Raw genomic sequence first — 17137 nt, 5'->3', positions numbered from 1 at the left:
TTTTCCCTTCAGCAAAATCTATTGGAATTCAATATATATGCTTTGATTTCTTAAAATCTTGTCCAGTAGGCAATTGAAATATTATTTTTGTTAAGCTCTCATATATCTGAGTGCTATTAAATTTCGAACTAATAGACAGACCAGTCTATTATATATATTAACTTTAGGAGGTATTTTGATATGAAAGAAGTAGTAATAGTAAGTGCAGTAAGAACAGCTATAGGAGCATACGGGAAAACTCTTAAGGACGTTCCCGCTGTTGATTTAGGTGCAATAGTAATTAAGGAGGCTGTAAAAAGAGCTGGAATAAATGCTAACTCTATAGATGAAGTAGTATTCGGTAACGTACTACAAGCTGGACTAGGACAAAATCCAGCAAGACAAGCTGCTGTAAAAGCAGGTTTACCTGTGGAAATCCCAGCCCTTACTCTTAATAAGGTGTGTGGTTCCGGTTTAAGAAGCGTGAGTTTAGCGGCGCAAATAATAAAAGCAGGTGATGCTGATATAATAGTTGCTGGTGGTATGGAAAACATGTCTGCTGCTCCATTCTTATTAAACAATGCAAGATGGGGCTATAGAATGGGCAATAACGAGTTAGTTGATGAAATGATAAAAGACGGCTTAACAGATGCTTTCAACAACTATCACATGGGAATAACTGCTGAAAATGTAGCTGAGCAATGGAATGTGTCTAGAGAAGACCAAGACAAGTTCTCTCTAGAATCTCAGCATAAAGCTGAACAAGCTATAAAGAGTGGCCAATTCAAAGAAGAAATTGTTCCTGTTACTATAAAAACTAAAAAAGGTGAATTAGTTTTTGATACTGATGAATTCCCTAGATTCGGAAATACAATAGAAGCCTTAGCAAAACTAAAACCTATATTTAAAGAAAATGGAACCGTAACTGCAGGAAACGCTTCTGGTCTTAATGATGGCGCTGCCGCACTTATAGTAATGAGTGCTGATAAGGCAAAAGAACTGGGAATAAAGCCTCTTGCAAAAATTACTTCCTATGGTTCTGCTGGACTTGCCCCCGCTATAATGGGCTATGGCGCTTTTTATGCTACAAAAGCAGCTTTAGATAAAGCACATTTAACTGCTGAAGATTTAGATTTGATTGAGGCAAATGAAGCTTATGCATCACAAAGTATAGCTATAGCAAGAGATCTAAAACTTGATATGAGCAAGGTAAATGTCAATGGTGGAGCCATAGCTCTAGGGCACCCTATTGGAGCTTCTGGTGCAAGAATACTAGTTACTCTTTTACATGCTATGAAAAATAGAGATGCAAAGAGAGGTCTTGCAACCTTATGTATAGGTGGCGGTCAAGGAACTGCTATGATTGTTGAACGAGATTAGCTAAAATATATTTATTCATAACCTTCAATATGCTCGTTCATAATTAATATAACAAGCTTAATAAAGCAAAACACTTCAAGTAACTAATTGTAGTGTTTTGCTTTATTTTTAAAACTTCCGTTTATTGTATAAATATAACTATACTACTTTGTAATAAACCTTAGATTTGCAGAAATCCTTCTCTTAGAAAGCAAAGGATTTCTGCAAATATAATTCAGATAAAAGTAGAACACCTCTAGCTACTCTTACTATTGCAATATAGATACTCTTACTACTGCACCATAACTACTCCAAAATAGTAAGCCCCCATCTTTTTAACTCAATAAATACCTTTTCCAACTCCTTTCCTTTCTCAGTGAGCTTATACTCAACCTTTGGCGGAATCTCTGGGTACACAATTCTATCTACCAATCCAACCTTTTCAAGTTCTCTTAATCTAACAGATAAAGTTTTTGGGCTTATCCCTTCAAGAGATCTCAACAGATCCCCAAATCTTATTGTTCCATCTATCAATAGATCTCTTATAATTAAAAATGTCCATTTGCTTCCTATCACATCAATAGCTGCTTCTATGGGACATTTCTCCCCTGGATTACCTCTTTCAAGAACTACTTCTGACATTTTTTCAACCTCCTATATGAGTATTTATCACATTACTTACTTTTTTGAAATTATATGATAAAAATATCACTACTTCCTTAATTACAGTATATGCTATACACTAACATTAAACAATATATTTCAAATATAAGGAGAGAAAATTTATGAATACTTTTAGCAGCTATACCTTAAAAAATACAGTTTTAAAAAACAGATTGGTCATGCCACCTATGTGCATGTATTCTTCAGATGAAACTGGCAAAGCCAATCAGTTTCACTACACTCATTACGTAACAAGAGCCCTAGGAGGTGTAGGGTTCATAATCGTGGAATCCACCGGTGTTACGAAAAATGGTCGTACTACAGATAAAGATCTTGGAATTTGGGATGATTCTCATATCGATGGATTAAAAGCTATAGTAGATGGAGTTAAGCAAAACGGCACAAAGATAGCACTTCAGCTCAATCATGCAGGTAGAAAATATACTGGAGCTTCTGGTGATCTATTAGCTCCAAGTGAAATTGCTTTTGATGAAAATAGCTCTTTACCAAAAGAATTGACTAAGGAACAAATCAAAGATATAGTCTTCTCATTTAAATCCGCAGCATTAAGAGCCGATAAAGCAGGCTTTGATGCTATTGAGATTCATGCTGCACATGGCTATCTAATCCACCAGTTTTTATCACCACTATCAAATAAGAGAAAAGATGAGTATGGTGGCACCATTGAGAATAGAGCAAGATTTTTAAAGGAAGTCCTAGAGGCTGTGAAAGAGGTATGGCCTAAGGAAAAGCCTATTTTACTAAGAGTTTCTGCTTATGATTATAAGGACGGGGGTATTACCCTAGAAGATATGATAGAAACTATAAACCTAGTAAAGGAGCACATAGATATGGTACATGTAAGTGCCGGAGGCTTAATCCCTGCATCTATTGATGTATATCCAGGGTATCAAATCAATTTTTCTGATGAAATAAGAAATAGATGTAATATCCCTACAATTGCTGTAGGTTTGATAACAGACATTAATATGGCTGAAGAAATTGTTTCAAATAAAAGAGCTGACTTAGTTGCCATTGGAAGAGAACTTTTGAGGAATCCTTACTTTGTACTAAGTGAAGCCAAAAGAAAAAGTATCTCTATCTCCTATCCAGAACAATATAAGGGTGCATTTAATTAATATAATAATCTATATAAATACCATATTACCTATAGCAAAATTCGCTGAAGCACTCTTCTTCAGTGAATTTTTTTGCTCTTCTCTATATTTCTGCACTAGGTTATTAACAATAAATTGCAACTTAATATGCCTTATATGCAAGATACATGTATGTTAATTGTTATAGATAAAAGGTTATGCTATTATTTTTACGAAGGGAGGATGTTTATGAGAATATCAGTAATTGAGGATCCTTTAATAGAAGATATCGAAATCAAGATATTTTGTAAGGAAAGAACTAGCTATGTTGATAAGTTAGTAAATGAACTTAGTGAAAGCGAAATAACCTTGATAGGTACAATAAATAATGAACAGTTCAAACTTTCTTCAAAAGACATTTATTATTTTGAGTCAGTGGATAACAGAACATACATCTATACTGAAAATAAAGTTTATAAAAGTGATATGAAGTTATACGAATTGGAAAACAAACTATATAACACTACATTCACACGGATAAATAAAGCCTGCATACTAAATCTAGACAAACTTCAAAAAGTCAAAGGTCAGTTAAATGGACGTCTGCTTGCAACTCTATATAATGGTGAAAAACTCATAATAAACCGAAGCTATGTACAAGAAATAAAACAAAAATTACGGTCATAGATTATTAGTTGATTGGAGGTAATTATGAAAAGAATAAATCAATATATCTTAGGAGGCTGCATAGCTTTCACTGTAATAAATATAATAACGATTTTTACACACCTTTTTCAAAGCAGGCAAACTATTCAAACTAAGTCAGAGCTCAGTACTTTATTCTTTATAATTTTGATTCAAATAATCCTTTTCCTTATGGAAAATCTTAATATAAAGTCTCAAATTGTACACATTCTAATCGAGTTAATATTGTGCTTTTTGGTAACTTTAGGTATAGGTATACCTATGAATATTATTTCTATCAATTCTATAAGTGACTTATTAGAGGCACTTTTCATTATATCCATAACCTATGGTACAACTATTTTAACCTTATATAAAACCACAAAACTTGATGCAGATACAATAAACCAGAATATAAGAAATAGAAATTAGGAGATGAATTTTATATGTATCTTTTTGGGCACTCTTATTTTGAGACCACCACTCTATGTTATGTTTTTCAAATTGTTTTCACTTTATTCTTAGTATCAGAGATATTATTTTTTCTTTTCACTTCCTATGAAAACTTAAAGAACTCTGGTACAAAGAAAAGTTCTGATAGAGGCTCTTTCTTCTTAATAACCTTAGGAATTGCATCTATAGTATTCATAAATATGTTTTGTAGAAAAAATCTTTTCTTAATACTACCAAGTACATTTTTCTGGTTGGGAGCTCTATTCACCATTGCTGGTATCTCATTAAGAGCCTATTCTATATGGACTCTACGAAAATTCTTTACTTTCAATGTACAGGTTAATTCAAACCAAAAAATAGTTCAAACTGGACCTTATAAGTTTATAAGACACCCTGCATACAGCGGCAGTATATTGACCATTATAGGCATAGCCTTATGCTTTAGAAGTGTTATTGGTGTTGCTATAAGTCTAGTGATTATTTCATTAATCTATGGCTATAGGATTAGCATAGAAGAAACTGTATTAATCGAAAACTTCAAGGCGTCTTATATAGAATATATAAAAAGCACTAAAAAAGTAATTCCTTTTATATGGTAGGTTAATAATATATAAATTATCCACAGGATTGTCAATTTAATCCACTAGGTTTTCAACACTCATTATTATTTTTTATTTCTTGATAAAATTATAATACCTCTAAACAGCTATATTAGACCTGTCTTGAATAAAGGATATGTTTATAAATATTATTTAAGTTAAGTGCCTATGAAGAAAGTGACATATCAGCGAGTTATTAAAATTAGGCTATGTTTAATAATATTGTTGAAATTAGAGTATCAAAATAATAAGCACTTAATTTTAAAAAGTCCACTGAAGCGACTCCCTTCAGTGGACTTTTTAGTATCTATATTTCCTCATGTACATAAGGAGACTATTGCAAGACACCTAATTATATCTTTATTAGTTTTTCTGCATCAATTTAACCATAACTGCTTTTTGGGCATGCAGTCTATTTTCCGCCTCTTCAAAAATTTCCTTCGCGTGTAGCTCTAGTATATCTTCAGTTATTTCTTCTCCTCTATGGGCTGGAAGGCAATGAAGTACCATCGCATCCTTCTTAGCAATAGCCATAAGATCAGTATTTACTTGATATCCCTTGAAGGCTTCTTTTCTCTTAATGGTTTCTTCTTCTTGTCCCATACTAGTCCATACATCAGTAATAACCACATCTGCATCTTTTACTACTTCTTCTGGATTACTTGCAAAGGTCACTATTCCTTTTGAAGCTTCTTCCACAGCCTTTACTGCCTTTATAACATGTTCAGGAGGTTCATAGCCCTTTGGAGTTGCAATACCTATGCTCATTCCAACCTTTAAGCAGCCTACCATCAAAGAGTTGGCCATGTTATTACCATCACCAATAAAAGCTACCTTTAAGCCATCAAACTTTCTCTTGAACTCCTTTATGGTAAGTAAGTCTGCCAGTACCTGACATGGATGTTCTTCATCTGTAAGTCCATTAATTACAGGGACTTTTGAGTATTCAGCTAGATCTTGAACATCTTTTTGGGAGAAAGTTCTTATCATTATTCCATCTACGTATCTAGATAGAACTCTTGCTGTATCTTTTATGGGCTCGCCTCTTCCAAGCTGAAGATCATGAGAACTCAAAAATAAGGCTGAACCTCCTAGCTGATACATACCAACTTCGAAGGATACACGAGTTCTTGTAGATGATTTCTCAAATATCATTCCTAAAGTCTTTCCTCTTAATAGATGATCATGAGCTATTCCGTGTTTAGTTTCGTACTTTAGTTGTTCTCCAAGCTCTAGTATTTCCATTATTTCTTCTTTTGTATAATCATTTAACTTTAGTAAATGCCTATTTTCCATAATATTTTCCCCCAAAATAATCAGTATTTATATATAATTTCTATTTACCTTTTAGCTACTAACATCTGCTGCATAAATAATCTATTATTTATAAACTTCTACATCTAGTTATATTTAAGACTAGTGTTTAGATTATGTTTAATAATATTGTTTAAATTAAGTGTTCATGAAGGAGATGCTATATGAGCCAGTAATTAGCGTAAGCTCATCTAATCATAGGATTACTGACTACTTAATCTCAACACAGTGCTTTAACAGAGCCAGTAATTAAAGTTAAACTTTTTAGAAGCATTCTTTTAGCACTTCTAATCCAGCCTTTATCTCTTCTTCAGTTATAGTCAATGGTGGAAGAAGTCTTAAAACTTTTGCTCCTGCAGTAAGTGTAAGTATACCCTTTGATAGAGCTTTTTCTTGTACTTCCTTACTTTCTACCTCAAGTTCAATACCAAGCATAAGTCCTTTTCCCCTGACTTCTTTTACATTAGGGTGATTAAAGCCTTCTATTATGTTCTTTATAAGTTCGCCTTTATTGGCTACTTCATCTAGGAAGCCTTCACTAGTCACTTCATCAAGAACTATACTGGCACCCTTTAAGGCTACTGGATTTCCTCCAAAGGTTGAACCATGATCACCTTTCTTAAATACAGCTGCTACTTTTTCACCTGCTAGTACAGCACCTATAGGTAATCCACCACCTAAGCCTTTAGCTAAGGTCACTATGTCAGGTTCTACATCAAAGTACTCGAAGCCAAAGAACTTTCCTGTTCTTCCTACACCTGCTTGAACCTCATCAAATATAACTAATACATCTTTTTCTTTGCATAACTGAGCTACTTCTTTTACATAGCTTTCGTCTAAAGGATAAACTCCACCTTCTCCTTGAATAGCTTCCATCATTACAGCACATACTGTTCCATCAAGCTTTTCCTTTAAGGCCTCTATGTTATTCTTCTCTACATATTCAAAGCCTTCTGGAAATGGAAAGAAGTAATTATGGAATTTGTCTTGTCCTGTAGCTTTTAGAGCTGCAAGAGTTCTACCATGGAAGGATTGTTTTAGAGAAACTATCTTACCTCTGCCTTCTCCATACTTATCAAAGCTATACTTTCTTGCTAACTTTATAGCTCCCTCATTTGCTTCTGCTCCAGAGTTTGCAAAGAAAACCTTCTTCATCTTACTTGCATTTATAAGCTTTTCTCCAGCTTCAATAGCCACAGGATTATAAAATATATTTGAAGTATGCAACAGGAGATCTATTTGCTCCTTAAGTCCGTTCTTCAACTTCTCATTGCCATAGCCTAAAGAGGAAACCCCTATACCGCTAGTAAAATCTAAATACTTCTTTCCTTCTGAATCTATAAGGTAATTACCTTCCCCTTTGACTAAAGCTATAGGTAACTGTCCATAAGTATCCATGAAGAATTCACTCCACTTTTCTTTAAAGTCCATTGTGCTTGCACCTCCTATTTAACTTAAAACTTCATAATTTTTTATTATATTTACAAAAAAACATCAACTAGTAATATGTGCTAAAGCCTTGAAAAATCAATAAATTCTTAAGAATTTAACAATTAAACAATTTAAGAATACTACAATATGAAAATTTAAATTGTTATATTTTTACCTTCCAATATCTTATGGCCCTTTTAGCTTCTACATTATATAAAGATGACTAAAAACAATCTGTGAGCAGATATAATCTTATATTAAGCAAGTCTAATAAATCATAGTCCCTATACCTTCATCAGAGAATAGTTCTATAAGTACTGAATGAGGGATTCTTCCATCTAATATATGAACTCTCTTAACACCATTCCTTATGGACTCTACACAGCTCTCAATCTTAGGTATCATACCTCCGCTTATTACCTTTTCCTCCATAAGCTCTGGGATTTCTCCAACTCTTATTTCTGAAATAAGAGTCTCTTCAGAATTTGGATCTCTTAATAGTCCTGGAACATCAGTAAGTAATATAAGCTTTTCTGCTTTTAAGGCTGAAGCTATCTTAGCTGCTGCTATGTCTCCATTTATGTTGTAAATTTTTTCATCTTCCCCTATACCAATAGTTGCTATAACTGATATATACCCTTGCTTTAAACTGTTATCAATAACTTCTGTATTTACCTTCTTAACTTGACCTACAAAACCTAAATCCTCTTCACCCTTAACTTTTTCAGTTAACAGCATACTACCATCTATTCCACATAATCCAATGGCCTTGCCTCCCAGTGAGTTAATAAGAAATACAAGCTCCTTATTAACCTTCCCAGCTAAAACCATCTGTACTACATCCATTGTTTCTTCGTCAGTATATCTTAATCCATTTATAAACTTAGGCTTTTTTCCCATCTTCTCTAAGAATATATTTATCTCTGGCCCACCGCCATGTACCAAAACTACATTTATTCCAACACAACTCATAAGTATTAGATCGTTTATTACCGCTTCTTTTAGAGTTCTGTTTTTCATGGCGCTTCCGCCATACTTTATAACTATGGTTTTTCCGTAATAATCTTTTATATATGGAAGTGCTTCTATAAGGGTATTAGCTTTTTTAAAATCTATATTTGCCAAAGTTGTCACCTCTTTAAATAACTATTAAGTTCTATAGTCTCCGTTGATTCTTACATATTCGTAACTTAGGTCACAACCCCAAGCAACAGCTTCTTCTTCACCCATCTTCAAATCAATTATTATGGATATTTCACTTTCGCCAAGTACTAGCTTAGCCTTTTCTTCACTAAAAGGTACAGGCATACCATTCTTACATACTTCCAAGTACCCTTTTATGCTGTCAAAGGATACGTCAACCTTATCTACCTCCAAAGGTTCATCTGAGTATCCAAGAGCACATAGAATTCTTCCCCAGTTGGCATCAGCTCCAAAAACTGCTGTTTTAACTAGACTGGATTGAATAACTGTCTTTGCCAAAGCCGCTGCATGCTCTTCGTTCAAAGCACCTTTTACATAACATTCAATCATCTTTGTAGCACCTTCACCGTCTTTAGCTATGAGTTTAGCAAGCTCAGTACATACAAAAGTCAGTGCATTTACAAACTTATAATAATCTTCATCTTTATCTGCTATCTTTTTGTTTCCAGCCATTCCATTTGCCAGTACTGATACCATATCATTTGTACTAGTGTCTCCATCTACACTTATTCTGTTAAAACTTTTATTTGTAGCGTAAGAAAGAGCTTCCTTTAACAATCTTCCGTCTATGCTTACATCTGTAGTTACAAAACCGAGCATAGTTGCCATATTAGGATGTATCATTCCTGATCCCTTAGCCATAGCACCTATAGTAACCTTTTTATCTCCAACTTTTATGGAAACAGCTACTTCCTTTTTAATAGTATCTGTTGTCATAATAGCTTCTCTTGCATCGATATTTCCGTTTTTGTTTATGCTGTTAACAAGTTCATCCATACCGCTCTCAATAGCTTCTATATTTAGAGGAACACCTATAACACCAGTGGAAGCAACAACCACATCTTCTTTGTTTATTCCTAACCTCGATGCTACTAGTTCAGCCATTTTATTTGCTTTAATGATTCCATCTTCACCAGTGCAAGTATTAGCATTGCCACTATTTACTATGATAGCCTGAGCCTTATAATCTAAAAGATTTTTCTCAGTAACTAGTATAGGACAGCCTTTTACTTTATTCTGAGTATATACAGCTGCTGCATCACATATCTTTTCTGAATATATCAGTGCTAAGTCTTTCTTTTCCTTTTTCTTTTTAAGTCCACAATGTATACCTGAAGCTACAAAGCCCTTTGGCGCTGTTACTCCACCTACTAAAATATCCATTATTAATCCTCCTTCTATATACGCATACTTATCCATAGCTTTATCTAAAATATAATCTCCTAAAGAATAAAAAATTAGATGTTAAAAAGCTGGTGCCAAGAATTCTAGTCCCTTATTCTCCGGGTACCCCATCATTATGTTCATATTTTGTATAGCTTGCCCTGCGGCTCCTTTAATCATGTTATCTATCACTGAGCATAGTATTAGTTTATTGGTCCTGTCATCAAAGTGAACTGATATCTGACAGTTGTTTGACAGGGTTACAGACTTAATTGAGGCTATCTGTCCCTTAGGCAATATATTTACAAACTGCTCATTGTTATAAGTTTCAACTAAGGTTTCATAAACTTTATCGTAGTTAACATCTTCGCTTAACTCACAATATATAGTTGAAAGAATTCCTCTATTTACTGGTATGAGATGTGGTGTAAATACAACTCTTATCTCTTCTCCAAAGGCTTTGCTTAGACTTTGCTCTATTTCAGGAATATGTCTGTGAACTCCTCCGATCTTGTAGGGAGATATATTCTCATTACTTTCTGCATAATGAGAAGTCAAAGAAAGTCCTCTTCCAGCTCCTGTTACCCCTGATTTTGAATCTATTATTATCATATCCTTCTTAATCAGTTTGTTTTTTAACAGAGGAATTAAAGCTAAAGCAATTGATGTAGGAAAACATCCTGGATTAGCTATTATTGAAGATTCTTTAATAAGCTCTCTATTTACTTCACAAAGTCCGTAAACAGACTTTTCATGAAGACTACCATTTAAGAATTTTTTCCCATACCATTTTTCATATTCACTTTCATCTTCCAGTCTAAAATCCGCTCCTAAGTCCACTACTTTTTTACCTTGTGCTAAGGCAGTATCAGCTATTTCTTCGCTTAAGCCATGTGGAAGTGCTAAAAAGAGAAGCTCACTTTTAGCAATAACCTCCTGGGCACTTTCACATATAAGAGATGTATACCCAAGTAAGTTTGGATACACATCAGTAATTTTCATTTTCTCAAAGGAAGAAGAGCTAATAGCTGCAACTTCAACTTCACTATGAGTAAGCAGAAGTCTTAAAAGCTCTATTCCAACATATCCTGTAGCTCCTATTATTCCAACCTTTAACTTGTTCACCTAACATCCCCCTTATAGTTTCTGCTCTTTCTTAATAAAGTATTTTAGATTGTCTAGTTGTATGCTTACAGAGGATTTACTTGGCCCCCCTATAACATTTCTTCTTTCAACACAAGCATTTAGATCTAAAACCTCATAGATATCCTTGTCAAATAGCTCTGAAAAGCCCTTGAACTCCTCTAAACTTAAAGCTTCCAACTTTGTTTTCTTTTCAATGCAATAAAAAACCAGCTGTCCAATCACCTTATGAGCATCTCTAAAAGCCATGCCTTTGTTTACTAAATAATCTGCTCCATCGGTAGCATTGGTAAATCCTTCACCAGCTGCATCTCTCATTTTCTCCTTATTAACCTTCACCGTTGAAAGCATGTCACTGAATACATCGATACATAACTTTACTGTATCCAAGCTATCAAAAATAGCTTCCTTATCTTCCTGCATATCTTTGTTATAAGCTAATGGAAGTCCCTTCATCATAGTTAAAAGAGTTATAAGCCCCCCGTAAACTCTTCCAGTCTTTCCTCTTACAAGCTCTGCCACATCAGGATTCTTCTTTTGAGGCATTATACTTGAACCAGTTGAAAATCCATCATCTAATTCTATGAACCCAAATTCTCCACTGCACCAAAGGATTATTTCCTCGGAAAACCTCGATAAATGCATCATTATTATTGCTAAAGCGCTATTAAGTTCTATTACGTAATCCCTATCAGATACCCCGTCTAAACTATTCATAGTAATGTCATCAAACCCCAATTGCTCCATTACCATATATCTATCCAATGGGTAAGTGGTTGCAGCTAATGCACCACTTCCCAATGGAGAAAAGTTCATTCTTTTATAACAATCCTCAAGCCTTAAGTAGTCTCTCTTAAACATCTCCCCATAAGCCAGAAGATGATGTGCAAAGGTTATAGGCTGTGCCTTTTGCAGATGAGTATATCCTGGCATTATTGTTCCCATATTTTCCGAAGCTATGTTATATATGGAGGTTTCCAGCTTAATTAGTAAGCTTTCTACTTTTTTAATTTCCTTTTTAACATACATCCTCAAATCTAAGGCTACTTGATCATTTCTGCTTCTTCCTGTATGAAGCTTCTTTCCTACTTCACCTATGTTCTTTATCAGCATTGTCTCCACATTCATGTGTATGTCTTCAGCAGCCTCTGAAAATTCAACTTTGCCTTCTTTTATATCAGCTAATATAGCACTAAGCCCTTCAACAATCTTCTCCATATCATCAAAGGAAATAACGTTACAGCTTGCAAGCATTTTCGCATGAGCTATACTTCCAGTGATATCTTCTTCATATAATCTATAATCAAAAGATATGGAAGAATGAAATGCATTGACTAAACTATTTGTTTCCTTTTGAAATCTTCCACCCCAAAGTTTCATAAATTACCTCCTATTTTTTTGAAAGCATTGACTTAACTGTTATTGGTAATCCGAATAAGTTTATGAAGCCTTCTGCATCCTTTTGGTTATATACTTGATCAGCTCCAAAGGTTGCTATCTCTTCACTATACAATGAATAAGGTGATGTTATTCCTGCATTCATTATGTTACCTTTATAAAGCTTTAACTTTACATCTCCTGTAACTGTTTCTTGTGTCTTATCTATAAAAGCACTTAAGGCTTCTCTTAATGGAGTAAACCATAGACCAAAATAAACTAACTCACCAAACTTTGTAGCCACTAGCTCTTTGTAGTGAGAAGTCTCTCTATCTAAACATAAAGTTTCTAACTCTTTATGTGCATAATATAAGATAGTTCCTCCTGGAGTTTCATATACACCTCTAGACTTCATTCCTACTAATCTATTTTCCACAAGATCAACAATTCCAATACCATTTTTTCCACCAATTTCATTAAGCTTCTTTATTATTTCTACAGGACAGTATTCAACTCCATCAATCTTCTTAGGTATTCCTTGTTCAAAGGATATAGTTACATAAGTAGGTACATCTGGAGCTTTTTCTGGAGATACAGAAAGTTCAAGAATCTTATCATAATCCGGTTCATTCTCTGGATTTTCTAAGTCCAAGCCTTCATGGCTTAAGTGCCATAGATTTTTATCCTTACTGTAATTTGTTTCTCTTGTTAAAGTTATAGGTATATTTTTTTCTATTGCATAATCTATCTCTTCATCCCTGGACTTTATGTTCCACTCTCTCCAAGGTGCAATTATCTTCATGCTTGGTGCAAAAGCCTTAATTCCAAGTTCAAATCTAACCTGGTCGTTTCCTTTTCCTGTACATCCGTGAGCTATTGCATCAGCTCCAACATTTTTTGCTATCTCCACAAGTCTTTTAGCTATTATAGGTCTTGCAAAAGATGTTCCTAAAAGATATTTCCCTTCGTATATGGCATTTGCCTTAAGACAAGGGAATATAAAATCATTAACTAACTCTTCTTTTAAATCCGCTACATAAAATTCGGAAGCACCTGTATTAATAGCTCTATCTCTTAAGCCTTCCAATTCATCGCCTTGACCAACATCTCCTACTACAGCAACTACTTCACAGCCATAGTTTTCCTTAAGCCAAGATATTATTATAGATGTATCAAGTCCACCTGAATATGCTAAAACTACCTTATTTAATTTCGCCATTAAAAACACCCTCCAACATTTTCATTTTCAACATGTTATAATTATACATACAAACTTTATAATTATGCAATAGTTTTGAATAAAAATTCTATTTATTTTTTTGTGCTTATTTAATTACAAAACACAGCACAGCACTATATCACATTATGTAAAGCAATTCATAGACAAATAGGCTACACAGTATTACATCCATTAATTAATTAACGAGGTCAAAATGCATAAATATAACATATAATTTACTCTTTGATTTATATTTTGCTTTTTAAACACATAATATATACTTGATAATAAACTCGTATAAACTTAGCTTCCGTAATATATTTCTTATTGATGCTTAATTTAAACCTCATCCAAATACTTATACATTTTATCTTCAATGATAGTAAAAAAGCAGCCACAAGAATTAAATTCTTGTGGCTGCTTAGATTACTTCTGAATAAATATCTTTACACGTTCTACTCTTTTTTCACTCATCTCTTCTATTTTTAATATTACATTATCATACTCAACTACGGAATCTTCTATGTCCTTCGGGATAGCCCCCAGAAGCTCCAGTACAAATCCTCCAATAGTATCTGTGTCTTCAGAACTCATATTGAGATGCAATAACTCATTTACTCTATAGATAGACAAAAGTCCGTCTACACTATAGGTATTGTCATCTATCTTCCTTACTTCTTGCTCATCTTCGTCATATTCATCTGATATATTACCCATAACCTCTTCCACCAAATCTTCCAAGGTTACAATCCCTGAAAAACCACCATACTCATCTATTAAGATAGCCATATGACTTTTTGTTTCCTTTATGTCTTTAAACAATTCGTCAATATGCTTTGTCTCTGGTACAAAGTAAGGCTCTCTTATTAAACTTTTGATTTCTATATCATCTATATCCTTAGTTATAAACTGACTAAATATATCCTTAGTATAAAGAATACCTATTACATTATCGATTTCATCCTCATATACTGGTATTCTTGAAAACTTCTCACTTACAATTTCCTCAATAGCATCTGCTATTTTTATGTTAGCATCTAGCATAAACACTTCTGTTCTCGGAATCATAACTTCCTTAGCTAGCTTATCATCAAACTTAAAGATTCCATTTATCATTTCTCTTTCAGTTTCATTTATGACCCCATGCTCTTTTCCAACTTCTATCAAGGATTTTATTTCTTCTTCAGAGACTCTTTCCTCCATATTGTTCATATCTATGCCAAAAAGTCTTATTAGCAAATTAGTGGAAAAGGATAAAAATCTTACAAAAGGTACAGTTACCTTAGATATCATAACTATAGGTTTTACAGTGAACATGGCAACTGACTCTGACTTCTTTAGTGCTAATCTTTTTGGGAACAACTCTCCAAGCACTAGAGTGAAATAAGAGATTACTACTGTTATCAAAACTAAAGCTATTTGATCACTATACGGTATATTATATTTATGCAAAAGCCTGCCAAAACTATTTGATAAGCTCGTTGCTGCAGATGCACTGGCAAAAAATCCTGCAAGGGTTATACCAACTTGAATGGTAGCAAGGAACTTACTTGGTTCTTGAGTAAGGGTTCTAAGCAATATAGCTTTTTTATTTCCTTTATCAGCTAAAAGTCCTATCTTATTCTTATTCAAAGATACTATGGACATTTCTGCAGCTACAAGAAATGCATTTATAGCAATTAAAACAACTACCAGTAAAATGCTTATAATTAAATTTTCCTCCATAGCATCCTCCCTTAAAGTATATATTGTACCACTTCATATTGAAGTTTATATCTTGGATTGAAGTGGCACATCTTTATTAATTACTTTGATAATTATACTAGTATTTACTTAAACAAAGATTTATATAAATTATGGTTATATAATTAGTTAAAAATGTACATAACTATTATCTCATAATCTTTTTACTATTATCCATATACAATATAATCGGTTACAGTAAAAAATGCTAACATAGTACGGATATTTATCCACAGCTTTATCTAAAACATGATTTTCCTATAAAAAACACAAGCCTTCCAATTATACTTTGGAGATATTTTGTCCTTCATGGGTTGCATAAAGAATAAAAAAAATTAGGGTATATAACCCCTAATTAACTCTTCCATTCATTATATCATCAAAAGTTATACCATTAAGCTGCTCGCTTACTATGTTTTGAATCTTATTTAATGCATTATGTAATTGACACTTCCCAGCTCTGTTAGCATTACAAATATCAGGCTCTCCGATGCACTTTGCAACATAAGTAGGACCGTCTATAGCTTCTATAACATCATTCAAGCGAATTTCTTCTGGAAGCTTCGCTAAAGAATACCCTCCATTAACCCCTCTATAAGAATTAACTATCTTGGCATGAGTTAATTTTCTTAGTATCTTAAGTAGAAATCTTATAGGAACCTTTTCATGTTCTGATATTGATCTAGCTTCTATTTTTGTACCATAATCTAGCTTACAAAAGTATAAAACTACTCTTAAAGCGTAATCTACTTCCTGCGTTATCTTCATAATACTACCCCTTATAAGGTTTTAATTCATGACTAAATATAGCATTAATACGTTTAAAAGTCAACGTTTCAGTTAATTATCAGGGCTTGTGAAATTTTTAATAAAAAAATAAAAATATATATTTACATTACATTTTTTTCATGCTATGATGTGTGTATGCAATTCGATTTTATACAATTTAATTTTACTAAATGGGAGATGTTATAAATGAGTATTTATGATTTTAAGGTAAACAACATTGACGGAAAAGAAGTTGAATTATCTCAATACAAAGGTAAGGTTTTAATAGTTGTAAACACTGCAACTAAATGTGGTTTTGCACCTCAACTTGAAGATTTACAAAAATTATATTTAAAATATAAAGATCAAGGCTTAGAAATATTAGGATTTCCTTCAAATCAGTTTGAGAATCAAGAGCCTGGTTCAAATGATGATATTAAAAATGTTTGTTCTATAAATTACGGAGTTACATTTAATATGTTTGAAAAATCAGAGGTAAGAGGAAAAGATACTACTCCATTATTCAAATATCTTACTTCAGAAAAACCTTTTAGAGGTTTCAATCTGAATGATCCAGAGCAAAAGTTCTTCAATGCATTTTTAGAAGAAAAGTATCCTCACTACCTATTAGATGACTCTATAAAATGGAACTTCACTAAATTTTTAATTGATAGAGATGGAAAAATAATAGGAAGATTTGAATCTCCTGTGGATCCACTTAGCATGGAAAGTTATATAGAAGCTTTATTATAATTTATATAGACTACAAAGCATCAATATCTTAGATATATTACTTACCTGGTATCTATTTCGTAAACTACATCAAAATATCTTTTTATATGAACAATTATAATAAGGCTTAGTAGTATTATAAATTAATACTTAGAAATAATATATCTATAGGAAACTTCTTCGGTCTAAAAAATATGTAATTTTAACAA

16 protein-coding genes are annotated in these 17137 nt (G+C 33.1%); 6 read left to right on the top strand and 10 right to left on the bottom strand.

The window, feature by feature from the left end; all coding sequences use genetic code 11:
- Positions 1–180 precede the first annotated feature (180 nt).
- Positions 181–1359 (top strand): acetyl-CoA C-acetyltransferase, encoded by a 1179-nt coding sequence (locus tag GXK57_RS09725; RefSeq protein WP_160675066.1) that lies wholly within the window; start codon positions 181–183, stop codon positions 1357–1359.
- Positions 1360–1644: 285 nt separating this feature from the next.
- On the opposite strand, the gene GXK57_RS09720 is transcribed toward GXK57_RS09725, so the two are convergent.
- Positions 1645–1980 carry a helix-turn-helix domain-containing protein gene (locus GXK57_RS09720; protein ID WP_160675063.1) on the bottom strand — a complete coding sequence of 112 codons (336 nt, stop codon included), beginning with the start codon at positions 1978–1980 and terminating at the stop codon, positions 1645–1647.
- 143 nt (positions 1981–2123) lie between these two features.
- Here GXK57_RS09720 and namA point away from each other — a divergent pair, with 143 nt between their 5' ends.
- From namA to GXK57_RS09700, 4 genes are all read left to right on the top strand, one after another.
- Complete coding sequence (gene namA, locus GXK57_RS09715; protein ID WP_160675060.1) at positions 2124–3140, top strand: NADPH dehydrogenase NamA; 1017 nt, start codon at positions 2124–2126, stop codon at positions 3138–3140.
- A gap of 207 nt (positions 3141–3347) precedes the next feature.
- Positions 3348–3785 carry a LytTR family DNA-binding domain-containing protein gene (locus tag GXK57_RS09710; RefSeq protein WP_160675057.1) on the top strand — a complete coding sequence of 146 codons (438 nt, stop codon included), beginning with the start codon at positions 3348–3350 and terminating at the stop codon, positions 3783–3785.
- Between the two features lie 24 nt (positions 3786–3809).
- Positions 3810–4214 carry a hypothetical protein gene (locus GXK57_RS09705; protein ID WP_160675054.1) on the top strand — a complete coding sequence of 135 codons (405 nt, stop codon included), beginning with the start codon at positions 3810–3812 and terminating at the stop codon, positions 4212–4214.
- 14 nt (positions 4215–4228) lie between these two features.
- Positions 4229–4834 carry an isoprenylcysteine carboxylmethyltransferase family protein gene (locus tag GXK57_RS09700; protein ID WP_160675051.1) on the top strand — a complete coding sequence of 202 codons (606 nt, stop codon included), beginning with the start codon at positions 4229–4231 and terminating at the stop codon, positions 4832–4834.
- A gap of 363 nt (positions 4835–5197) precedes the next feature.
- On the opposite strand, the gene argF is transcribed toward GXK57_RS09700, so the two are convergent.
- The 9 genes from argF to GXK57_RS09655 all read right to left on the bottom strand — a co-directional run bounded on the left by argF (position 5198) and on the right by GXK57_RS09655 (position 16196).
- Positions 5198–6130: an ornithine carbamoyltransferase gene (gene argF / locus GXK57_RS09695; protein ID WP_160675048.1), complete on the bottom strand. Its 933-nt coding sequence runs from the start codon at positions 6128–6130 to the stop codon at positions 5198–5200.
- Positions 6131–6412: 282 nt separating this feature from the next.
- Positions 6413–7579, bottom strand: a complete 1167-nt coding sequence (locus GXK57_RS09690) for an aspartate aminotransferase family protein (RefSeq protein WP_160675045.1) — start codon at positions 7577–7579, stop codon at positions 6413–6415.
- A 267-nt stretch (positions 7580–7846) separates the two neighbouring features.
- Positions 7847–8695, bottom strand: a complete 849-nt coding sequence (gene argB / locus GXK57_RS09685; protein ID WP_202127703.1) for an acetylglutamate kinase — start codon at positions 8693–8695, stop codon at positions 7847–7849.
- A 33-nt stretch (positions 8696–8728) separates the two neighbouring features.
- Entirely contained in the window at positions 8729–9946 is a 1218-nt protein-coding gene (argJ, locus tag GXK57_RS09680; protein ID WP_160675039.1) for a bifunctional glutamate N-acetyltransferase/amino-acid acetyltransferase ArgJ, read from the bottom strand.
- Between the two features lie 81 nt (positions 9947–10027).
- Entirely contained in the window at positions 10028–11071 is a 1044-nt protein-coding gene (gene argC / locus GXK57_RS09675; protein ID WP_160675036.1) for an N-acetyl-gamma-glutamyl-phosphate reductase, read from the bottom strand.
- Positions 11072–11083: 12 nt separating this feature from the next.
- Positions 11084–12469 (bottom strand): argininosuccinate lyase, encoded by a 1386-nt coding sequence (argH, locus tag GXK57_RS09670; protein WP_160675033.1) that lies wholly within the window; start codon positions 12467–12469, stop codon positions 11084–11086.
- A gap of 10 nt (positions 12470–12479) precedes the next feature.
- Complete coding sequence (locus GXK57_RS09665; protein WP_160675030.1) at positions 12480–13685, bottom strand: argininosuccinate synthase; 1206 nt, start codon at positions 13683–13685, stop codon at positions 12480–12482.
- A 426-nt stretch (positions 13686–14111) separates the two neighbouring features.
- On the bottom strand, positions 14112–15410 hold the full coding sequence (locus GXK57_RS09660; RefSeq protein ID WP_160675027.1) for a hemolysin family protein: 1299 nt from the start codon (positions 15408–15410) through the stop codon (positions 14112–14114).
- A 369-nt stretch (positions 15411–15779) separates the two neighbouring features.
- A complete protein-coding gene (locus GXK57_RS09655) occupies positions 15780–16196 on the bottom strand; it encodes an Rrf2 family transcriptional regulator (protein ID WP_160675024.1) in 417 nt (138 codons plus the stop codon).
- A 207-nt stretch (positions 16197–16403) separates the two neighbouring features.
- Between GXK57_RS09655 and GXK57_RS09650 the strand changes: the two genes are divergently transcribed.
- Positions 16404–16949: a glutathione peroxidase gene (locus GXK57_RS09650; RefSeq protein WP_160675021.1), complete on the top strand. Its 546-nt coding sequence runs from the start codon at positions 16404–16406 to the stop codon at positions 16947–16949.
- The last annotated feature ends 188 nt before the right edge of the window (positions 16950–17137 follow it).

The sequence above is a fragment of the Clostridium sp. C8-1-8 genome, from assembly GCF_009928445.1.
Lineage (GTDB): Bacteria > Bacillota > Clostridia > Clostridiales > Clostridiaceae > Clostridium_AR.
The sequence above is the reverse complement of the archived record's forward strand: the minus strand, read 5'-3'. Positions and strand labels throughout refer to the sequence as shown.

Bases quoted from the DNA above. Each gene is read 5' to 3' on its own strand.
- argH (WP_160675033.1), bottom strand. From the start codon at position 12,469: ATGAAACTTTGGGGTGGAAGATTTCAAAAGGAAACAAATAGTTTAGTC.
- GXK57_RS09650 (WP_160675021.1), top strand. From the start codon at position 16,404: ATGAGTATTTATGATTTTAAGGTAAACAACATTGACGGAAAAGAAGTT.
- GXK57_RS09710 (WP_160675057.1), top strand. From the start codon at position 3,348: ATGAGAATATCAGTAATTGAGGATCCTTTAATAGAAGATATCGAAATC.
- GXK57_RS09660 (WP_160675027.1), bottom strand. From the start codon at position 15,410: ATGGAGGAAAATTTAATTATAAGCATTTTACTGGTAGTTGTTTTAATT.
- argF (WP_160675048.1), bottom strand. From the start codon at position 6,130: ATGGAAAATAGGCATTTACTAAAGTTAAATGATTATACAAAAGAAGAA.
- GXK57_RS09725 (WP_160675066.1), top strand. From the start codon at position 181: ATGAAAGAAGTAGTAATAGTAAGTGCAGTAAGAACAGCTATAGGAGCA.
- argJ (WP_160675039.1), bottom strand. From the start codon at position 9,946: ATGGATATTTTAGTAGGTGGAGTAACAGCGCCAAAGGGCTTTGTAGCT.
- namA (WP_160675060.1), top strand. From the start codon at position 2,124: ATGAATACTTTTAGCAGCTATACCTTAAAAAATACAGTTTTAAAAAAC.
- GXK57_RS09655 (WP_160675024.1), bottom strand. From the start codon at position 16,196: ATGAAGATAACGCAGGAAGTAGATTACGCTTTAAGAGTAGTTTTATAC.
- GXK57_RS09690 (WP_160675045.1), bottom strand. From the start codon at position 7,579: ATGGACTTTAAAGAAAAGTGGAGTGAATTCTTCATGGATACTTATGGA.
- GXK57_RS09720 (WP_160675063.1), bottom strand. From the start codon at position 1,980: ATGTCAGAAGTAGTTCTTGAAAGAGGTAATCCAGGGGAGAAATGTCCC.
- GXK57_RS09665 (WP_160675030.1), bottom strand. From the start codon at position 13,685: ATGGCGAAATTAAATAAGGTAGTTTTAGCATATTCAGGTGGACTTGAT.
- GXK57_RS09700 (WP_160675051.1), top strand. From the start codon at position 4,229: ATGTATCTTTTTGGGCACTCTTATTTTGAGACCACCACTCTATGTTAT.
- GXK57_RS09705 (WP_160675054.1), top strand. From the start codon at position 3,810: ATGAAAAGAATAAATCAATATATCTTAGGAGGCTGCATAGCTTTCACT.